Source organism: Pseudoduganella violaceinigra DSM 15887 (assembly GCF_000425385.1).
Taxonomy (GTDB): Bacteria; Pseudomonadota; Gammaproteobacteria; order Burkholderiales; family Burkholderiaceae_D; genus Rugamonas; species Rugamonas violaceinigra.
Window position 1 is genome coordinate 454789 of sequence record NZ_KE384357.1, and the last position, 16691, is coordinate 471479.

General features: G+C 59.0%; 26 protein-coding genes. 8 read left to right on the top strand and 18 right to left on the bottom strand.

The window, feature by feature from the left end; genetic code table 11:
* Positions 1 to 6: 6 nt before the first annotated feature.
* Both H597_RS0121805 and H597_RS0121810 read right to left on the bottom strand, forming a co-directional pair.
* Positions 7 to 903 (bottom strand): M90 family metallopeptidase, encoded by an 897-nt coding sequence (locus tag H597_RS0121805; protein WP_028103983.1) that lies wholly within the window; start codon positions 901 to 903, stop codon positions 7 to 9.
* Positions 904 to 997: 94 nt separating this feature from the next.
* Entirely contained in the window at positions 998 to 1567 is a 570-nt protein-coding gene (locus H597_RS0121810) for a winged helix-turn-helix domain-containing protein (RefSeq protein ID WP_035374862.1), read from the bottom strand.
* 296 nt (positions 1568 to 1863) lie between these two features.
* Between H597_RS0121810 and H597_RS35410 the strand changes: the two genes are divergently transcribed.
* The 4 genes from H597_RS35410 to H597_RS0121830 all read left to right on the top strand — a co-directional run bounded on the left by H597_RS35410 (position 1864) and on the right by H597_RS0121830 (position 5104).
* A complete protein-coding gene (locus tag H597_RS35410; protein ID WP_028103985.1) occupies positions 1864 to 2127 on the top strand; it encodes a hypothetical protein in 264 nt (87 codons plus the stop codon).
* Positions 2128 to 2371: 244 nt separating this feature from the next.
* Entirely contained in the window at positions 2372 to 3424 is a 1053-nt protein-coding gene (locus H597_RS0121820) for an OmpA family protein (protein ID WP_028103986.1), read from the top strand.
* Between the two features lie 92 nt (positions 3425 to 3516).
* Positions 3517 to 4383 carry a YihY/virulence factor BrkB family protein gene (locus H597_RS0121825; RefSeq protein ID WP_028103987.1) on the top strand — a complete coding sequence of 289 codons (867 nt, stop codon included), beginning with the start codon at positions 3517 to 3519 and terminating at the stop codon, positions 4381 to 4383.
* 121 nt (positions 4384 to 4504) lie between these two features.
* On the top strand, positions 4505 to 5104 hold the full coding sequence (locus H597_RS0121830) for a hypothetical protein (RefSeq protein WP_035374863.1): 600 nt from the start codon (positions 4505 to 4507) through the stop codon (positions 5102 to 5104).
* A 147-nt stretch (positions 5105 to 5251) separates the two neighbouring features.
* Here the strand turns inward: H597_RS0121830 and H597_RS0121835 are convergent, their stop codons facing one another.
* The 11 genes from H597_RS0121835 to H597_RS0121885 all read right to left on the bottom strand — a co-directional run bounded on the left by H597_RS0121835 (position 5252) and on the right by H597_RS0121885 (position 12371).
* Positions 5252 to 5698, bottom strand: coding sequence for a hypothetical protein (locus tag H597_RS0121835; protein WP_028103989.1), 447 nt, complete (start codon positions 5696 to 5698; stop codon positions 5252 to 5254).
* 381 nt (positions 5699 to 6079) lie between these two features.
* Complete coding sequence (locus tag H597_RS0121845) at positions 6080 to 6490, bottom strand: DUF3997 domain-containing protein (protein ID WP_028103990.1); 411 nt, start codon at positions 6488 to 6490, stop codon at positions 6080 to 6082.
* 470 nt (positions 6491 to 6960) lie between these two features.
* Positions 6961 to 7302 carry a hypothetical protein gene (locus H597_RS0121855; RefSeq protein WP_028103992.1) on the bottom strand — a complete coding sequence of 114 codons (342 nt, stop codon included), beginning with the start codon at positions 7300 to 7302 and terminating at the stop codon, positions 6961 to 6963.
* A 78-nt stretch (positions 7303 to 7380) separates the two neighbouring features.
* Positions 7381 to 7695 carry an immunity protein CdiI family protein gene (locus tag H597_RS35055; protein ID WP_154668217.1) on the bottom strand — a complete coding sequence of 105 codons (315 nt, stop codon included), beginning with the start codon at positions 7693 to 7695 and terminating at the stop codon, positions 7381 to 7383.
* A 116-nt stretch (positions 7696 to 7811) separates the two neighbouring features.
* On the bottom strand, positions 7812 to 8237 hold the full coding sequence (locus H597_RS0121860) for a hypothetical protein (RefSeq protein ID WP_028103993.1): 426 nt from the start codon (positions 8235 to 8237) through the stop codon (positions 7812 to 7814).
* A gap of 318 nt (positions 8238 to 8555) precedes the next feature.
* Positions 8556 to 8963: a hypothetical protein gene (locus H597_RS35060; RefSeq protein ID WP_154668218.1), complete on the bottom strand. Its 408-nt coding sequence runs from the start codon at positions 8961 to 8963 to the stop codon at positions 8556 to 8558.
* Positions 8964 to 9070: 107 nt separating this feature from the next.
* A complete protein-coding gene (locus H597_RS0121865; protein ID WP_028103994.1) occupies positions 9071 to 9355 on the bottom strand; it encodes a toxin-antitoxin system YwqK family antitoxin in 285 nt (94 codons plus the stop codon).
* 224 nt (positions 9356 to 9579) lie between these two features.
* A complete protein-coding gene (locus H597_RS0121870) occupies positions 9580 to 10086 on the bottom strand; it encodes a DUF4265 domain-containing protein (RefSeq protein ID WP_083941225.1) in 507 nt (168 codons plus the stop codon).
* Positions 10087 to 10147: 61 nt separating this feature from the next.
* Complete coding sequence (locus H597_RS0121875) at positions 10148 to 10405, bottom strand: hypothetical protein (RefSeq protein WP_028103996.1); 258 nt, start codon at positions 10403 to 10405, stop codon at positions 10148 to 10150.
* 568 nt (positions 10406 to 10973) lie between these two features.
* Positions 10974 to 12041, bottom strand: a complete 1068-nt coding sequence (locus H597_RS32020; RefSeq protein ID WP_154668219.1) for an AI-2E family transporter — start codon at positions 12039 to 12041, stop codon at positions 10974 to 10976.
* 18 nt (positions 12042 to 12059) lie between these two features.
* The gene (locus H597_RS0121885) at positions 12060 to 12371 is read right to left on the bottom strand and encodes a BON domain-containing protein (protein WP_028103997.1); all 312 of its coding nucleotides are present in this window, start codon (positions 12369 to 12371) and stop codon (positions 12060 to 12062) included.
* A gap of 156 nt (positions 12372 to 12527) precedes the next feature.
* On the opposite strand from H597_RS0121885, the gene H597_RS0121890 reads away from it, so the two are divergent.
* The 4 genes from H597_RS0121890 (at position 12528) to H597_RS0121905 (ending at position 14191) form a co-directional block, all read left to right on the top strand.
* Positions 12528 to 12977: a glycine zipper 2TM domain-containing protein gene (locus H597_RS0121890; protein ID WP_028103998.1), complete on the top strand. Its 450-nt coding sequence runs from the start codon at positions 12528 to 12530 to the stop codon at positions 12975 to 12977.
* Between the two features lie 12 nt (positions 12978 to 12989).
* Positions 12990 to 13142, top strand: a complete 153-nt coding sequence (locus tag H597_RS34315) for a DUF3309 domain-containing protein (RefSeq protein ID WP_035374864.1) — start codon at positions 12990 to 12992, stop codon at positions 13140 to 13142.
* 16 nt (positions 13143 to 13158) lie between these two features.
* The gene (locus tag H597_RS32030; RefSeq protein ID WP_051294006.1) at positions 13159 to 13512 is read left to right on the top strand and encodes a hypothetical protein; all 354 of its coding nucleotides are present in this window, start codon (positions 13159 to 13161) and stop codon (positions 13510 to 13512) included.
* A 67-nt stretch (positions 13513 to 13579) separates the two neighbouring features.
* On the top strand, positions 13580 to 14191 hold the full coding sequence (locus tag H597_RS0121905; RefSeq protein ID WP_051294007.1) for a Crp/Fnr family transcriptional regulator: 612 nt from the start codon (positions 13580 to 13582) through the stop codon (positions 14189 to 14191).
* Here H597_RS0121905 and H597_RS0121910 read toward each other — a convergent pair.
* The 5 genes from H597_RS0121910 to H597_RS0121930 are packed head-to-tail and all read right to left on the bottom strand — an operon-like array spanning position 14188 to position 16690.
* Positions 14188 to 14547 carry a hypothetical protein gene (locus H597_RS0121910; protein ID WP_028104000.1) on the bottom strand — a complete coding sequence of 120 codons (360 nt, stop codon included), beginning with the start codon at positions 14545 to 14547 and terminating at the stop codon, positions 14188 to 14190. The two genes, H597_RS0121905 and H597_RS0121910, sit on opposite strands and share 4 nt — an antisense overlap.
* Before the next feature lie 10 nt (positions 14548 to 14557).
* Positions 14558 to 14947, bottom strand: a complete 390-nt coding sequence (locus tag H597_RS0121915) for a phage holin family protein (RefSeq protein WP_028104001.1) — start codon at positions 14945 to 14947, stop codon at positions 14558 to 14560.
* Positions 14947 to 15249 (bottom strand): ElaB/YgaM/YqjD family protein, encoded by a 303-nt coding sequence (locus H597_RS0121920; protein ID WP_028104002.1) that lies wholly within the window; start codon positions 15247 to 15249, stop codon positions 14947 to 14949. The genes H597_RS0121915 and H597_RS0121920 overlap by 1 nt, the downstream gene beginning before the upstream one ends.
* Before the next feature lie 26 nt (positions 15250 to 15275).
* Positions 15276 to 15782 carry a ferritin-like domain-containing protein gene (locus H597_RS0121925; protein ID WP_028104003.1) on the bottom strand — a complete coding sequence of 169 codons (507 nt, stop codon included), beginning with the start codon at positions 15780 to 15782 and terminating at the stop codon, positions 15276 to 15278.
* 14 nt (positions 15783 to 15796) lie between these two features.
* On the bottom strand, positions 15797 to 16690 hold the full coding sequence (locus tag H597_RS0121930; protein ID WP_028104004.1) for an OmpA family protein: 894 nt from the start codon (positions 16688 to 16690) through the stop codon (positions 15797 to 15799).
* Position 16691: the final 1 nt, after the last annotated feature.

The following is a 16691-nucleotide window of genomic DNA, read 5'->3' on the forward strand; positions in this document are numbered from 1 at the left end:
TCTCACTTACCAATCTGCCCAGGCGAATGAACGCACCGGCATGGACATCGACAGGAAGGCCGGCTCAGGTTCCGGCGGCGGTGGCGCGGGCAGCCAGTCGCGCGGGTCGACCCGGTAGTATTTGCGCAGTTCGCCGTACAGCGCCGCATGGCGCGCGGCCAGCTGCCAGGGCCGGGTGAAGAAGGTTTCGGTGACGACGGCGAAAAACTCGGCCGGGCTGGTGGCGCCGTAATGGTCGAGCACCCCGTCCTGGCGCCCCAGCCAGGCTTCCTGGCGCAGGTTGGCGTAATCGCGCGACAGCACTTGCGACCAGCTGCGGTAGCTGTCCGGGCTGCCCAGGTAGGGGGCGCCATTATTGCTGCCCGATTCGCTGTCGAGCTGGTGGGCGAATTCATGCAGGACCACGTTATTGCCGCCTTGCCAGTCCCGCGTACCGCGCTCGACATCGTCCCAGGACAGCACGATGCGGCCGTCGCTCCAGGATTCGCCCAGCATCTGCTGGCGCGCCGGCGTGACGACGCCGCCCGCCCCGACCTCGTTGCGCTCGGCAATGAAGGCGGACGGATACAGCAGGATGGTGTGGAGGGCGCGATAGACCTTGCTCGGCTTATCGAGCAGCAGCAGGCAGGCCTGGGCGGCAATGGTGATCCGCATCGCGGACGTGACTTCCAGGCCGGCGCAGCCGATGAATTTCTTCTGATGCAGGAATTGCGCCACCATCCGCTGCAATTGGCGCTGCTGCTCCGGCGTCAGTTTGCGGTAAAAGGGGACGCTGGCTTCCAGGACGGCCTGGTCGGCCGCCGCCAGCGGGCGCGCAAGGGCCCGCCGCAATGTCCAGCGTGGGTACACGATTGGCACCGAGATGACCAGCGCCGTCAAAATAAGCCAAAGCAAAGCTTCCATAATGCCGTCCATAACAGAACTTGTTCCGCCACAGATGGGGCTGCCTAACGGCATTTCAACATACCGTCACTGGAAGCTTATCACCGTTCCCTGCTTACGGCAGAGCCTTTTGCATGGACGATGGGACGCCGAACAGGGCTGCCACCAGGGGATCGCGCTGCACCGGTGCCCGGTTGACGCGGATCGCATAATGGGTGTCATCGGCCAGAATATGGAAATGACGGCCATTGCCGGCCATGTTCTGCTCGCGCAGGCTGGGACGCTCTTTACGCGGCGGCGCGCCTTCGCGCTTCGGCTGGGCGATTGCCGCCAGGAAGGCCTGCACGCGTTCGGCGTCCGGGGTCAGCTGGTAGACAGCCTTGCCCAGGTAGGTCGCCGTGCCTTCGATATAGCGAGCCAATTCGATCACGCCGGCTTCACGCAGGTCGCGAATGTATTTGCGGGCTCCGGAAGGCGAAAACTTCAGGAACCAGGCGATTTCGTCCGCCAGCATTTCATGGTTTTGTAATTCCGCCACCAGTTTCTGCATATTTTCAATACGGCGCAGTGTTGCCGAGGTGGAACGGACGCGTTCGATTGGGGCTAGCGACAGGGCTTTGCGTTCCGTAATCGGACCGGGACGCTCAACCAGCGCCAGGCGGGGACGTGACGGGACGGCCGGCATAGGTGCCGGCAGCTCAAGGGTAGCTTCGATTTCGAGGCCATGGGACGATTCTCTGATAGCGTGCATTTGAACACTCCTTGTAGATGCCAGGGTGGATTCACAGGCTCCAGAATGCCTGCCTGCGACTCATCGGTCTGTGCGGCAACGAACATACGAACAAACTAACATTAGCTATTTGCCAATATGAGTCCGTCCAGGCTTAGATCAAGGGGGGCTGTGTGAGTTCCCGAACAGATGGGCAAGCGGGCCGCCCTCTATGCTGAATCCGGCATCAACCAACCAGAGAGGGAACGATCATGAAATACCCAGTCCTGCTCGCAGCCATGGCCCTGGTCGCCCTGAGCGCCTGCGAAAAGACCGTTACCAACAATCCACCACCGGCCGTGGAACCGGCGCCGCCACAGCCGGCCGTGGTGCCCGGACCACCGGGGCCAGCCGGCCCACAGGGTGAACCCGGCAAACCCGGCGCCCCGGGCCCGCAGGGCGAGCCGGGCAAACCGGGCAGCGACACGGTGATCGTGCAGCCGCAAACCCCGCCGCCCGAGCCAGCCAAGCAATAGGAACGCAGCCGCCATCCCTGCCCGTTGGGATGGCGGCCTGGACGAAACTCCAATACTGAAATTACATCCACGTTGTAAAAAGACTACATACTTGCTATAATTCAAGGCAATTGTGCGCCATCGCACAGAGATTGGCGGAAATCCACGCCTACACTAAGCCCACAGCCAAGTAACTTAGCTGGGAAATGGAGCCGCGCGACTTTTTTCTGCGCGGCTTTGCTACTCAAACAACGGGAGTTTTCTTGTGAATAAGATTAAAAATATCGCCATCGCCGCAGCGCTGATGTCGGCGTCTTTCGCCGCTTCGGCCCAAGACCTGCTCAACCAAAACTGGTACGTCGGTGTCCAAGGTGGCGCCATGCGTCCCGACAGCGCTTGGGCCACCAGCAAAGACGATGCTGCTTACGGCCTGAAACTGGGCAAGGCGCTGAATGAGAAATGGGACTTGCAGATGAACGCCACCTACGGTTCCTCTGAAGACCTGAGCAACCGTTACACCCAGAAAGTGCTGGGCGCCGATGCTCTGTACATGTTTAATCGCAGCTACTTCCGCCCATTCCTGCTGGTCGGTGGCGGCCTGCAGCGCGACAAAAACAATTTGGCCACCAGCCTGGCCGAGCCAACCCGCACCTCGCCATTCCTGGCGGCCGGTATCGGCGTACAGGTTGACCTGACCAAGCGCCTGTTCCTGCAAGCTGACCTGCGCAACGTGCACGGCTTCCTCCGCGGCGACGAGTTCAACCATTCGTACTCGAACAACAAGTACCTGATGCTGTCGCTGAACTATCTGCTCGGCGCTGCGCCGCAGCCAGCCCCGGCACCAGCCCCAGCTCCGGCACCAGTGGCTCCAGTAGTCCAGCCGGCAGCGGAACCAGTCGCTCCGCCGCCACCACCGCCAGCAGCGCCGAAGTTCGAAAAAGTGACCATGGCCGCTAACGAACTGTTCGCCTTCGACAGCGCCAACCTGGCGCCGGAACAGCCGAAGCTGGACGACATGGCCAAGCTGCTGAACGATGACACCTCGGTCAACAACGTGGTCATCACCGGCCACACCGACCGTCTGGGTGCCGACAAATACAACCAGAAGCTGTCCGAGCGCCGTGCTGAAGCCGTCAAGGCTTACCTGGTGAGCAAGGGCGTGTCCGCTTCACGTCTGTCCGCACAAGGCAAGGGCAAGTCCCAGCCAGTGGTTCAGTGCAACGACAAGAAGATGAAGCGTGCCGACCTGATCAAGTGCCTGGAGCCTAACCGTCGCGTGGAAATCGACCAGGTGACCGCGCAGCGCCGCGCCAAGTAATTACTGCCGACGCAGTCAAAAAAGGGCCTTCGGGCCCTTTTTTTGTGTCCCGCCGCACGGTCAGCCAGGCCAGCGCGGCGTAAGCTCGCCCCATGAGCTGGAGACGCATCCCCCATATCGCCAGGAAGTTGCCCCTTGTCGGCTGGTGCGCGGTCACGCAGTGGCTGGAACATCGTGCCAGCAGCAAGGGCGCGGCGCTCGCCTTCTACACCTTGTTCTCGCTCGCGCCCATCCTGGTGCTGGTGATCGCCATTGCAGGCCTGTTCTACGGCAGGGAAGCGGCCCAGGGCGAGCTGTTTTTCCAATTGCGCGGCCTGGTGGGCAGCCAGGGCGCGCAAGCGATCCAGCTGATCCTGTCCGGTGCCGCCAATGAAAAGCAGGGCATGATCGCCACCGCGGTTGCCGGCGCCCTGCTGTTGTTCGGCGCCACCAGCGTGTTCGCCGAGCTTAAAGCGAGCCTCGACGACATCTGGCAGCTGCCCCCCAACACGGGCAGCGGGATCTGGGATACGCTGCGCACCCGCCTGCTCTCTTTCGGCATGGTGCTGGTGCTGGCCTTCCTGCTGCTGGTATCGCTGGTGGTCAGCGCCGCCCTCACCTTCCTCGAAAAGAAAATGGGCGCCTACTGGCACGATGCCGCCCAGCTGCTGACCGTCATCAACCATGTGATCAGCTTCTTCGTGATCGGAGCCCTGTTCGGCGTGATCTACAAGATGCTGCCGCGCGTGAAACTGTCCTGGCGCGACGTGCTCATCGGCGCCTTCGGCACGGCAGCCCTGTTCACGCTCGGCAAATACGCTATCGGCGCCTATATCGGCAACAGCGGCGTCACCGACAGCTTCGGCGCCGCCGGTTCGATGATTGCCGTCCTGCTCTGGGTCTACTACTCGGCCCAAGTCTTCTTCCTCGGTGCCGAATTCGCGCGCCAGTACGCCCTGCAGCTTGGCAGCCTGTCCTGAATTAGCCTGAAACAACTGCTTACGAGGCTTACAAGCCGTTCAATCCCCTGCGGGCGGATCTCAAGCATGATGGCGTCAAGACAAGCGCATTTGCTGGTCACCCTACAAAAGGAGATATGTCATGAAAACGAATTCCACCCTGCTGCGCTCCCTGCTTTTGGCCGCCGGCCTGTTCGGCCTGGGCGCCAGCGCCTATGCGCAAACCGGTCACGACGTTCAGCGCAACGTCAACCAACAGGAGCGCATCGAGCAGGGCCTGAAATCAGGCCAGCTGAATACACGCGAAGCGGCAAAACTCGAGCGCGAAGAAGCGCATGTCGACCAGATGCAGGCGCGCGCGCTCAAGGACGGACACGTGTCGGCGCAGGAGCAGCAGCGTATCGACGCGGCGCAGAACCAGGTCAGCCACGACATCTACCGCGAGAAGCATGACGCCGACGTAGGCAACCCGAATTCCGCATCCTCCAAGCGCATGCAGGCCGACGTGCAGCGCAACGTCAACCAGCAAAAGCGCATCGAGCAAGGCGTACGTTCGGGTGAGCTGACCAACCGTGAGGCCGGCCGTTTGGAACGCCAGGAAGGCCATATCGCCAAGCGTGAAGCCAATGCCGGCGCCGACGGCCATGTGGGCGCGCACGAACAAGGCCGCATCCAGCGCGCAGAGAACCGCGAAAGCCGCCGCATCCACCACGCCAAGAACAACGACGCGGTACGCGGCTGAACGCCTGCGAACGACAGGCAGCATTGACCTGTCGCAGCCCTGCCTCGACTTGGGACTGGCAATCCCTTGCGAGGCCGCTTTCGCCCCTCTGCGGACATTTGCGATTTTATAAAGCGACGCTTGCAACGGTCCATATTGAGTGCGATGTTAGGTCGTGAAGGTTCGCACGTGACGAGTTGCCCTATAGAGGCGGTAACCATATGCAAGACCGAGGCATAAGACAGCCAATTTTACGAACGGATAGCAGGCGCGAAGAACCCTCTCGAAAACTAAGATAGGGTTGGCGACCATAATTGCGTCGATGCTCGTCGGTGCAGCGGAGTGCCCTGAGCTGTATGCGTTGTACGCGTGAACCATGATGGTGAGCAGTGCAAGACTGTTGGCAAGCCCAAGGGCATATTCAAGCAGACGTCCTTGCAGCTTATGTTTCCCGAATAACTTGCGCAACATCAAAAACCACAGGATGAATGAGCCACCAAGAACGATGAGTGGAACGACTGCAAAGCCCAAGGACATGAAGCCATAGGGAGGAAGCGGCAGATAAAACGAACACCAATAGGTGGCTAATGCTAGTGCGATGGCGAGGTGGAGCATGCGCGATCCAACGTGGATGAATTAACCGGCGCTCTAGCGAGTCCGGGTTGAATGAACTGTTCAGCAAAAATCGGCCTTTATATGGTCGATTCCGCTCTTCCGTTTTTGGCCGGGAGCGAGCGGAAACAGTACGCCCAGCTCGACTACTGATCCGGGCATCGATTATGGTAATAGTGCAAGGGATTCTGAACTGAGTCGGTAACCTCGATCCAGAACGAAATATCTTCTGCCGTTAGCGCTCTCGCAACCAATTCGACGTCCTTAATCAGTGTCGGTAAATTCGCCGCAGTACCTTCCAATGAGGCTTCAACCTCAGATCGACCGTCGAATTCGATTGTAAAGCACTCGCAATCGCAGACCGAGATACTCTAAATGACACCTTCATTTTAAGTCATCCATGGTTCGACTGAACTCTGGCAACGCCATTGCAAGAGATTGTTTCTTGTATTCCGACTCAGAAAACGGTCCCATAACGCTTGCGCTCGAATTCAGATTCTTCTTATCCGTGCTCATGTCGAGAATGAAGTAATTGGTTACGGACTTGTCGTTGGACGGGTGTTGTTTTGCAACGAGGAAACGTTCATTCCATCCTACGGAAAAAACAGTTTCGGAAATACGCTCGTTACATGTGTCCTGGTCATCAGCCGCATAGCAGATACTCATTTGCTCGGAAAGGTCAATCGCAAAAAGACGATAAGGTCCAATCAAATCTTCTTGATAGAGCGCTGTTTGCCAACAACCCGAAAGTTGAGTCAGCAGCAGTCCGAGGGGCAGCAGAAATTTTTTACGCATCGCTAGTATTGAAGGCCCGTTCCTGGCCGGGATGGACGCCCCATCTAGCGCTTGGGCGCTTGCGCATCGAGCACTAGCTGGGCCAATGCTTCGCCTGGCAAAGACTTCAGCTCCTCCATCACAGCACCTGTCACTTTCTTATCCCCTAGTCCCTCGCCATATATCCTATAACTTGCTCCATCGCGAAAGACTAGAAAGAAGAACGGTGCTGCGGGGTTGCCCTTCGCCGGGACCAATACAGCGGCTTGCGCGCTATCGCAACCGTATAGCAACCACTTCGTTTGACCAAACGTCTTCTCCAGTGGGCCAATGGTGCACTGTTGCGAAGGTGTTGGGCTTTCCTGTCCAATAGCAAGGCCGTGCAATACGAGCATTAAAAGGCAAGCAAGGAACCGTCTAAGCATAAGGTGGATCCAATTCGATTGAAGATTTTGTACCAATGGCTGCTCCTGGCCGATACCGACAGATTTCTAACTTGCGAGCGCTACTGGTGTAATTCGCTCCACGCTTTTGGCCGAGAATGTAATCGAACCATTTGATGCCTCGAAGTCGGCTACCTCGACCCCAATATCTTCTAAGTGATACGAAGAGACGTCGTAGAAAACCATCCCAGCAGTTGCAATTGGAAAGCCCTGCTCAATGATTAGATTGACTGGCTTCCAGAACCGAAGCGCAACTACCTCACCATCCTTCTCGAGAGTCAAATCGATGAAAGACTGATCGGCTTCCTGCCTATCTACAAAGTAGCGAAAATCGACTATATCGTACTCGTGTGGCATATCCAATACTGCGTGGTGTGGAGGGCGTTCCATAACAAATCTTCTCGAGAGCGTAAAGTCGCATTAAAGGGTGCGGCCCAATCGTATCAGGCTGCTTCTGGCCGGCCTAGGTCAGCGGCTGCAATCTTGTATCTCAAAGCCAGCCCCCAGGCATTCCTGAAGTGACCGGAGCAAGCCGGCAGCATCAGCCAGAAAATGCTCACGTTCCAAACCCGACCATAGCGAAGGCCCTGCCGGGTCACTCCAATCCAGGGACGTATCAAATCGTGTTATCAGTTCTTCCGCCCGCTTCTTCACAGACGGCGCAATTTCAAGGCTGTCCAACTCAACAGGATATCCGAACCTATCTCTGGCCAGTTCATTTTCCGACCAAAGGCAAATGCCGGAGTCTGGATCGAAAGAGAATCGCAGCTTATAAATTTCCATGTGACTTACAAGTTCGAATGTCGGCTGTTGGCCGGATTCTGCCTGCGGTATCAACTTGCGAATTCAACGGGTGCAGAAGATGGTCCGCTGGAATGTAGGGTTGGACGGAAAATATCTCATGCATCGACCCCGCCAATTTTGGTGGCGTCAACCTCGGCCATGCAGAGCAGGACTTCTATGCTCTGGGCTACGAATTCAGCATCGTCCAGCGCAAGCGAACCGTAGCCTACTCTGTAAATCCCGCGCTCCGGGCCTGGGAGAAAAATCAACGCTTCGCCACCACCGTTATCACCCACAAGAATCGCACCAGCAATCCTTTTTGAAATTTCGTATGCGTCATTCATCTCAATGCATCTCGCAGGGCCGTACAGTCTCAGGTACTTCCCCTTGTAAGAAATCTCAATTTCCGTAGCTTCCGCAAGAAGATCAGTAAAGGACAGCGGTAACTCAGGGAAGCTATTTTGAAGAGCCTGAATGTCTGGCGGCTTGGCGCCTTCTTTATGCGCCAACACTAGGACCGTAGAATGGAAAGAATTGATCATGCTTTTGAGCGGCGCAACGTGTTACACATTGAAAACTAGCAATATAGCATGGGCTGCTGCGGTATCAAACTAGCTTACCATCGAGGCACGAACCCCTTATGCCGCCTGGTCCGGTGCTCTTTCACTGCGCGCCCCCAGCATTAACAAAACCGACAAAACACGCATGTGGCCGACGTTGAAAAATGGAGAAGGTCTCGTTATGGCGGACGCCGAATAGCTAGGCTCTGCCGCCCCGATTTGCGGGCCGGGATGACCGTCCTTGGTGATCACCGATGTTGGACCGGTAGCATCACAGGGATTTTCGCAGCGGCATATTTTTCAGTCTTGAGGCTGCGCCGCCTTACAGCTAATGTTTCCGGTGGTTCCTGAGCAAGTGATTCGCTGACTATCACCTTTGAAACGATAGTTCTCTAAGGTGACAGTAACCTCTTCGGGTTCTGAAGATTTAATTGTGGGCATTGAACCAACTGAGTGCTCTGGGGTAGTCAATTGCATTGCAGGCGCGTGGACCGCAGGTTTTGTGGGGTTTCTGACCTCAGCAGGGGCGTCTCGAAAGTCGCTGAGATAGTAAATAGCTGCAATCACTGCAGCCACCACTACAGCGCCTACGACCTTGACGATCCTCTCGTTACCAGTTTGCGCATTTCTTACCCTAGTGCCTTCGTTGAAGTTGTTAGATGATAGGTCGTTCAAGTAATTGCGACCTTTGCGATCATCGTAGACCATAGCGCCTCCAACTGAAAAGGGGCGAAGCGGGAGAGCAAACTGGTTAATCATACTCCCCAATGGTGTTGCGGCTCTTGGCCGTAGGCAGTAAATGACGTTGTCGATTCTTACGCTTCAGCCCCGTCAGCGTTCCAATAACGCCAAGTACCTGTTTCGACACCTTTTACGTAGGAACCTTCTGCGGCTACCAGCCCATTTTCATGAAAGTCGCGCCAGTTGCCGTCCTCCAATCCATCAATATAGGTTCCCTCGGAAGCCAGCTCACCGTTCCGATGAAATGCCGTGAACAAGCCGTGGCGCACCCATTTCGAGCCGTCGTTCGAAAGATAACGAGAGTAACGATACTGAAGCTCACCGCTCTCGTGAAAAATCTCAGCAATATTTAAATCCATTCAACTCCAACACCTTTCCTTTACCATGCCGGGAACGTCGGCTTCTGGCCGGAAACGGCCAACGGGACCTCGAACCTATCTGACCTCATTCAAGTTCACAAACTGTGCTTGAGGGAAGAGTTAGTCGAGCAGTCTTCATACACGCCTGCATAACCGCGGGCTTCAGCCTAAAGCTTTTGAAAATGCTGCAGGCAACGTCCGCTTCTGGCCGAATGCGGTCGAACTTATTCGATCTCCAGCCACCAGTTTAAGGGAGACCCATCTTCAGAATAGACGTTTCCATACTCCCATACCGCCGCCGGATAGTCGACGATAAACGAATTGAAAACGCGCTCAACAGCAGCGAAACCCGCAGTGAGAGGAATTGTGTATGCGAGGCCCAGCTCAACACTCCCGTCAAGACGGCCACCCAAAAGTTCGACTTGAGCCGTCAGAATAGGGGCGAGATTACAAACCGATTGCTTAGATAGAACTCGAACCGCAAGGTTTCCCGCACGGGACATGACTCTATAAGTTCCGTCGTCCGAAATGTCGACTTCGTCCCCGGCGGCGATGCCGTACGCCAGGCCTGGAGTAAACTCGATTCTGTATTTTCCGTTCTCTAAAGGATGAACGTGAACCGGTTCGAAAACGGGCTTACCGTCGCGAGAATTGCCTGCTCTAAGTTGAATGTGCATCTTCATGCCTAACGTGTTTCGATTCGAAAATCCGCTCAGTTTGTACAAATCCATCGCCCCTCACTGAGCATCTCGCGAATGAGGTGGACGACTGCTTGCGGCCGTGACGAGCTGCTCAGCCATAAAACGACTCCTTGCGCACTTCCAGCTTGGCAAATTCAATCGCCCGCTCAAGGTCGGCTAGCGCGAACGCAAGATCACCATCTTGTATATGGAGCAGTACCTGCATTCCGAGCGCTTCATCCTCGCGAAAGGTAATCAATGGTTGGGGACTGTCTTTGGACTCGAGCAATTCCACGTGCATTCCATCTTCGCTGGCGGAAAATCGCTGAAGCATGATGTTCGCTAGCAGCCTAGGGGTTTGTGTATGCATTTCCGACTCAATTCGTGTGGTTCAAGGAAACTGAGGTCTGCAGATGGGCGGAACCAACCAGCAGAGATGTCAGCGCGAGGCCTCTATTCGCTAACAGCCACTTATGACGCGTCGGGAACCTGCCCAGCGCTCTTTAGCCAGTCGTGACCTCTTGCGTCCAAGGCTGCAGCGATGACCTCCGGAGGCAAACTGTACACCGTAGCCCAGGTCGCGCGACCGTCGGCGGCGGTCGATGGAAAACTGGTCGTTTCAATCGGCCAGTGGTATTTACGTTTGAGGGTCTTTACGATTGCAGCCAGTGTGACTCGTCCTCGTAACGGTTCGCTACCAGTTTGGTCGACGTTGGAAAGTAGTACCGCGAGCACGGCACCGCGCATGGTACGGGGGCCGGGAAAGATTGGGGACTTGGATGACATACCTATATTGTAAACGGGATGCCACCCTGGGATCGACGCCCGCCTGCGCCGTGCATTGCCGATTCCGTCCGTAACGCGCCTTTTATCTCGGTTTCCCCGCATTTCCGCAAACGGATCAGGGCTCCAGTTTTTGCTGTCACTCGAAGCGCTCGTCACTCGCCAAGCAGCTCGGCGACCACTTCCATGCCTTCCACTTTTTCGGCGACCACTTTCACGATCACCACCACCGGCACGCCGAGCAGCAAGCCCCACACGCCCCACAGCCAGCCCCAGAACAGCAGGCTGACAAAGACGGCGGCAGCATTCATGCGCGCGATGCGCCCCGTCATCCAGGTGGCGATGACCGTGCCCACCAGGGTGGCGATCGCGCTCGCGGCCAGTGCGACCAGGGCGACCGCCTGCAGCGATTCGGTCTGCAAATAGGTCGCGATACTGAGCGCGCAGACGATCAGCAAGGGGCCGAAATATGGCATCAGGTGCAGCAGGCCGGCCACAATGGCCCAGGCGCCGGCGTTCTCCAGTCCGATGAAGTTGAGTGCCAGCCACATCAGCAGCGCCAGCAGCACATTGGTCACCAGCAGCATGAACATATAGCCCTGGATCGAGGAATTGATTTCGTCGAGGATTTGCAGCGTGACCTTCTTGCGCGACAGCGAGGGCCCGGCCAGCTTGACCAGCTTGCGTTTGAAGGTGTCGCCGGATAACAGGAGGAAGAACACCAGGAACACCACCATGGTGGCCTGGCTCAGGAAGGACAGCAGCCCGCGCGAGCCGGCCCAGACCCAGTCGATGACCTTGATGTGCCCGCCCTCCTGGGTAATGACGGTGGTCTTGCGCGGCAGCGGCGCCGGTTTGCCGGCGGTGGCTTGTTCAATTTGGGTGGCGACGTCCTGGATGCGCTTTAGCGTGCTGTCCTTGCCACTGGTGGTGTCGGCCACCAGGCGCGACAGCTTGCGCCCCGCATCGGGCAGCTCGTCGATGATATTGGAAAATTCGTCATGCACCTTCTCCACCGTCACCACCATCCCGACCAGGATGGCGCAGGTGACGAGGGCGGTGCCAAGCGCGCGCCGGATACGCAGGCGTTCCAGCCAGCCGATCACAGGATTCAGTGTATAGGCCAGCAGGATGCCGAGCAGCAGTGGCACCAGGAAGCCCTGGCCCCACTGCAAGGCGTACAGGAAGGCGACAGTGGCCAGGATGGTCTGCGCCAAGCGCATACGCCAAACCAGCCGCGTTTATTTGACGCGGATGTCGTTCTTCACTTGCTTGACACCTTTCACGCCCCGGGCAATGTCGCCGGCGCGCGAGATGTCGGCAGGCTGGGCCACGAAGCCGCTCAGCTGCACGGTGCCTTTGAAGGTTTCGACATTGATTTCCGTCGACTTCAGCGAAGGCTCGTTGAAGATGCTGGCTTTGACCTTGGTGGTCAGAGCGGCGTCGTCGATGTATTCGCCGGCGCTTTCCTGGGTCGGGGTCGAGGCGCAACCGGCCAGGCCAAGGGTGGATGCGATGAATACGGCAGTGGCAAATTTCTGTGCGATTTTCATGGCGTTTCTCCTATGTGAGGTGGGTGTTCCGGGCACTAGTGTCCAGCTAACAAAGCTTGACTTCTGTTCGCTACCGAACATTGTGCGGGATCGCACAGACGAGCGCATGCGGCCAGACCTAAGCTGCGCCTATTCCCACTCACAGGAGGAGCTGTTATGAAACCGACTGTATCCCTGGCAGCAAGCATGGTGGCGCTCGCCGCATTGACGGCCGGCTGCGCCAGCAATTCCACGTATCCGCAAGCGACCGACGCTTCCACCCAGGCCGATGTCTCGACCTATGGCACGATCGATTCGATCCGCGTGGTACGCGTCGATCCGTCCACCAGCGGGGCCGGCGCCGTCGCCGGCGGCTTGCTGGGCGCCCTGGCCGGCAGCCAGATCGGCTCCGGTAACGGCCGTACCGCAGCCACCGCCGCCGGTGCCATCGGCGGCGCCGTGATTGGCAACCGCGTCGAAGAAAACCGCAATATGCCGCGCGACGTATACCAGATCAGCATACGCCTCGATAACGGCGACTACCGTACCGTCAACCAGGACAGCGCCTACGACCTGCGGGTCGGCAGCCGCGTGCGCGTGGTCGACGGCCGGGTATATCGTTACTAAAGGGAGCCCGTCATGGCCACTATCCTGCTGATTGTGCTGGTCCTGCTTGTCATCGGCGCCCTGCCCACCTGGCCGCATAGCCGCAACTGGGGCTATGCCCCGAGCGGCTTGGCCGGGCTGATTGTTGTCGTCCTGCTCATCCTGCTGCTGACCGGCAGGCTATAGCACATGGAGGCCCATCATGAAAATCTTGATCGGCGCCACCCTGGCCCTGAGTTTGTGCGGGCTGGCGGGCGCCCAGGTAACACCGCCTGAAATTGCCAAACTACAACAACAGGAGCTCAAGCGCGGCGACCCGCCGCGCTGGACCCGGCCGGACCGCGGCGAAGCGGCCCAACTCGCCACCTTGCGCAAGGAAATCAATGCCGCCCTGCGCGAAGCCCTGGCAAGCTGCAAGGAGGAAGGCCATGCCGGCGCCCGTAGCGACTGCGTGAAGGAAGCGCACCGTACCGCCCAGGCCGACCTGGCCAATCTGCAGCAAATCCACCTGGCCACGCGCGACTTGTCGAAAACCTATGAAACCAGCGGCAAATAAGCCGCCGGTCAGGCTGCGCCATCAAAAGGCAGCCTGACCAAAGGTAAAAGTCGGGTATCATGGGCGCATGCCACATGCATACCAATTACAAAGAGAGCAACACCGTGCAGCGACGGTCCACCGCCTGGGCATCGACAATGAGCTGTACGACCGCTACACCGCACTGAGCGCGCCCCATGTCGCCCCGATCCAGGTGCGCAAGGGAACGATGCTGCAGGAAGCCGGCACGCGCGCCACCCATTACGACTGGATTGCCAGTGGGGTGGCGCGGCGCGGCCATATTTCCATCGCCGGCGAAGACCTGACCCTGGGCTTTATCACCGAGGGCGAAAACACCGGTTCGCACAGCGATATGATGGGCGCCCTGCAAGGGGAGCCGGCGCGCGAATTCTTCGTCGCCGAAACCGCCGTGGAAGCGTGGCGCATCGACTGGGCCGCCATGCAGCGCCACAAGGCCGAGCACAACTTCGTGCACGAGTATTACCTGAAGATTATCGAATGCAGTATCCGCCGCTATGCGGCCAACCTGCAGATTCGCAGCCACAGCACGGCGGAAGCGCGGCTGGAAGCCTTCCGCAGCCATTTTCCCGGCCTGGAGCAGCGCATCACCCAGCGCGCCCTGGCTTCCTACCTCGGCATTACAACCCAGTATATGTCGCGCCTGCGCAAGACGCCTTAAGCATCGGGCTTGCGCCGCATCAGCCACCAGGCGCCCACGGCAGCGAGCACGCCGGCCGCGGCGGCCGGTTTCCACATGCGCTTGCGGGCGATCCACGAGCCCAGCGTCAGCGCATACGGCAGCACCGTTTTGAAGCTGAGGCCGGACAGGCCGCCGCCCTGGCCGATGAAGATCCCCAGCCGCGATTGCAGCGCGCCGACCGCGTGCTCCAGCGCCCCATGCAGCAAGGCTTGCGGCTGCAGTGCGTTGATCACTTCATGCTTGGCGCGCAGTGCGCTGAGGCGGTACAACTCCCCTTGCCGCACCAGCCTTTCCTTGGCGACCGCGTTGGCCGCCAACTGTTCTCGTGATGCCATGGTCTCCCTTTCAAAGCAGCATGTCGCGGTCGGACTTCAACTCCGCCATCGTGGTGGTCAAGCCCAGTTTGCCTTGCCGCACCAGGCTGCGCCCCCACAGCACCAGGCCGAGCGCCACGACGGCAAAGGCGACCGCCAACAGCAGCAGGATTTTCCAGCCCATCGCTTCCCAGCACAGGTAGATCAGGGTGGCCGTGCCAAAGGCGATCGCGAACCAGGCAGCGAGCATGGCCACCGCAAAAACGATGGACAATTGCAGCAGCGTGTCGCGCACCTCGGTCAGCTCGATGGCCGCCAGTTCCAGGCGCGACAGCAAAAGATGCAGGCAATTTTTGGCGAGCCCGGCCAAGGAAGCGATCAGGCCAGGCGGTGGTGGCGGAGCCTGGTTCTCGGAAGCCATTATTTGCGGCCGAGGATCACGCCTACCAGCAAGCCCACGCCAGCGGCCACGGCGATCGAACGCCATGGGTTTTCCTTGACGTAGGCATCGGTCGAGGCGGCGGCCTGCTTGGCTCCCGCAATCGCGCTGGCCTGGGCTTCGTGGGCCTTGGCCAGCGCCGTGTCGAGGGCCTTCATGCCGCGGCCGCGCAGCTCATCGGCTTTTTCGCCGGTCAGGGCGGTGGCGGCCGTGAACAGGGCTTGCGCATCCTTGACCAGGGTTTTCACATCGTTGTTGACGGTACTGATATTCTGTTCCAGCATGATAGGACTCCTCGCAGGTAAGTAAATTACGCCAATAAGTCTCGCATATCGTCGGCGTGTTCTTCCTCCACCGCCATGATTTGCGTCAAGAGTTGCTTGGTCGTCGGGTCGCTGTCACCAATCAGTTCGATCATCTGGCGATAGCTCTCGATTGCCACCCGTTCTGCCACCAGGTTGGCCCGCACCATCGCTTGCACCTCCCTTGAGTCATCATACTCGGCATGGCTCCTATCGAGCAACGTTGCTGGATTGAAATCAGGTGTTCCATTGAGCTGGACAATGCGCTCGGCCAGCCAGTCGGCATGCTGCTGCTCCTGCGCCGCATGCTCGAGGAACTCGGCCTTGATCGAGGCATTGGCCAGCCCCACCACCGTGTAGTAATGGCGCTTGTAGCGGTGGATGCAGACCAGCTCGGTGGCCAGCGCCTCGTTCAGCATGTGCAGCACCTGGGCGCGGTTGCCCTTATAGCCTTCGGTCACCGGACCGTCGGCCATATTGCGGGCCGCCGCGCGGATTGCGTTCTTGTCGATCATGAAGTCTCCCCTGGTTAGCGGCGATTGGTCACCGGGCGGCCCGCTTCGGACAGCACGATTTCCACGCGGCGGTTCAACTGGCGCTCGCCCGCCGTGGCATTGCTGGCCACCGGATAGGCTTCGCCGTAGCCGCGCGTTTCGATGCGCGAGCGCCCGATGCCCATCTGGCTCAGCGCGTTACGCACCGCTTCCGCGCGGCGCTGCGACAGCTGCAGATTGTAGGCATCGCTGCCGGTGCTGTCGGTGAAACCTTCCACCAGCACGCTACGGTCGGGGTTGGCGCGCAGCACGTCGGCCAGGCGCTGGGCCACCGCCATGCCTTGCTCGGTCAGATTGGCCTGGTCGACATTGAACAGCACATCGCCAAACGTGATCACGATGCCGCGCTCGGTCTGCTTGGCTTGCAGGTCGGCCAGCTGCTGCGCCAGCGCGGCCGCGCGGGCTTGGGCATCGCTCTTCTCGGCCTCGGCGCTGGCGGCCTGGTTCTGCGCATTCGCGGCCTCCATGCGGGCCTGGTCGGCGCGGCGCTGGGCCGCTTCCGCCTCGGCCGTGCGCGCCTGCAGGCGGACCTGGTCGCGCTGGGCCGCAGCATCCTTCAGCTGCTCCTCGGCGGACTTGGCGCGCGCGATTTCCTGGGCGCTGGCGATTTTTTGTTTGGCGATATAGGCCAGGTTGTCGACGGTGTTCAGGCTTTCGCCGCGGGCCGCCGCTGTGTTGGCCTGGTCCAGGGCGTGGGTGGCCGCACCCAGTTCGGCGGCGGCGTATTTGGCCACCATCGGGTTGCCCTGCGCCTGCGCGTAATCGGCGCGCGCCGATGCCAGTTCACTGGTGGTGGAAGGCGTGGTGCCGCAGGCGGCCAGGGACAGCGCCGCAGCCAGTGCGACAGGTTTTAAGATGGTCTTGAACATG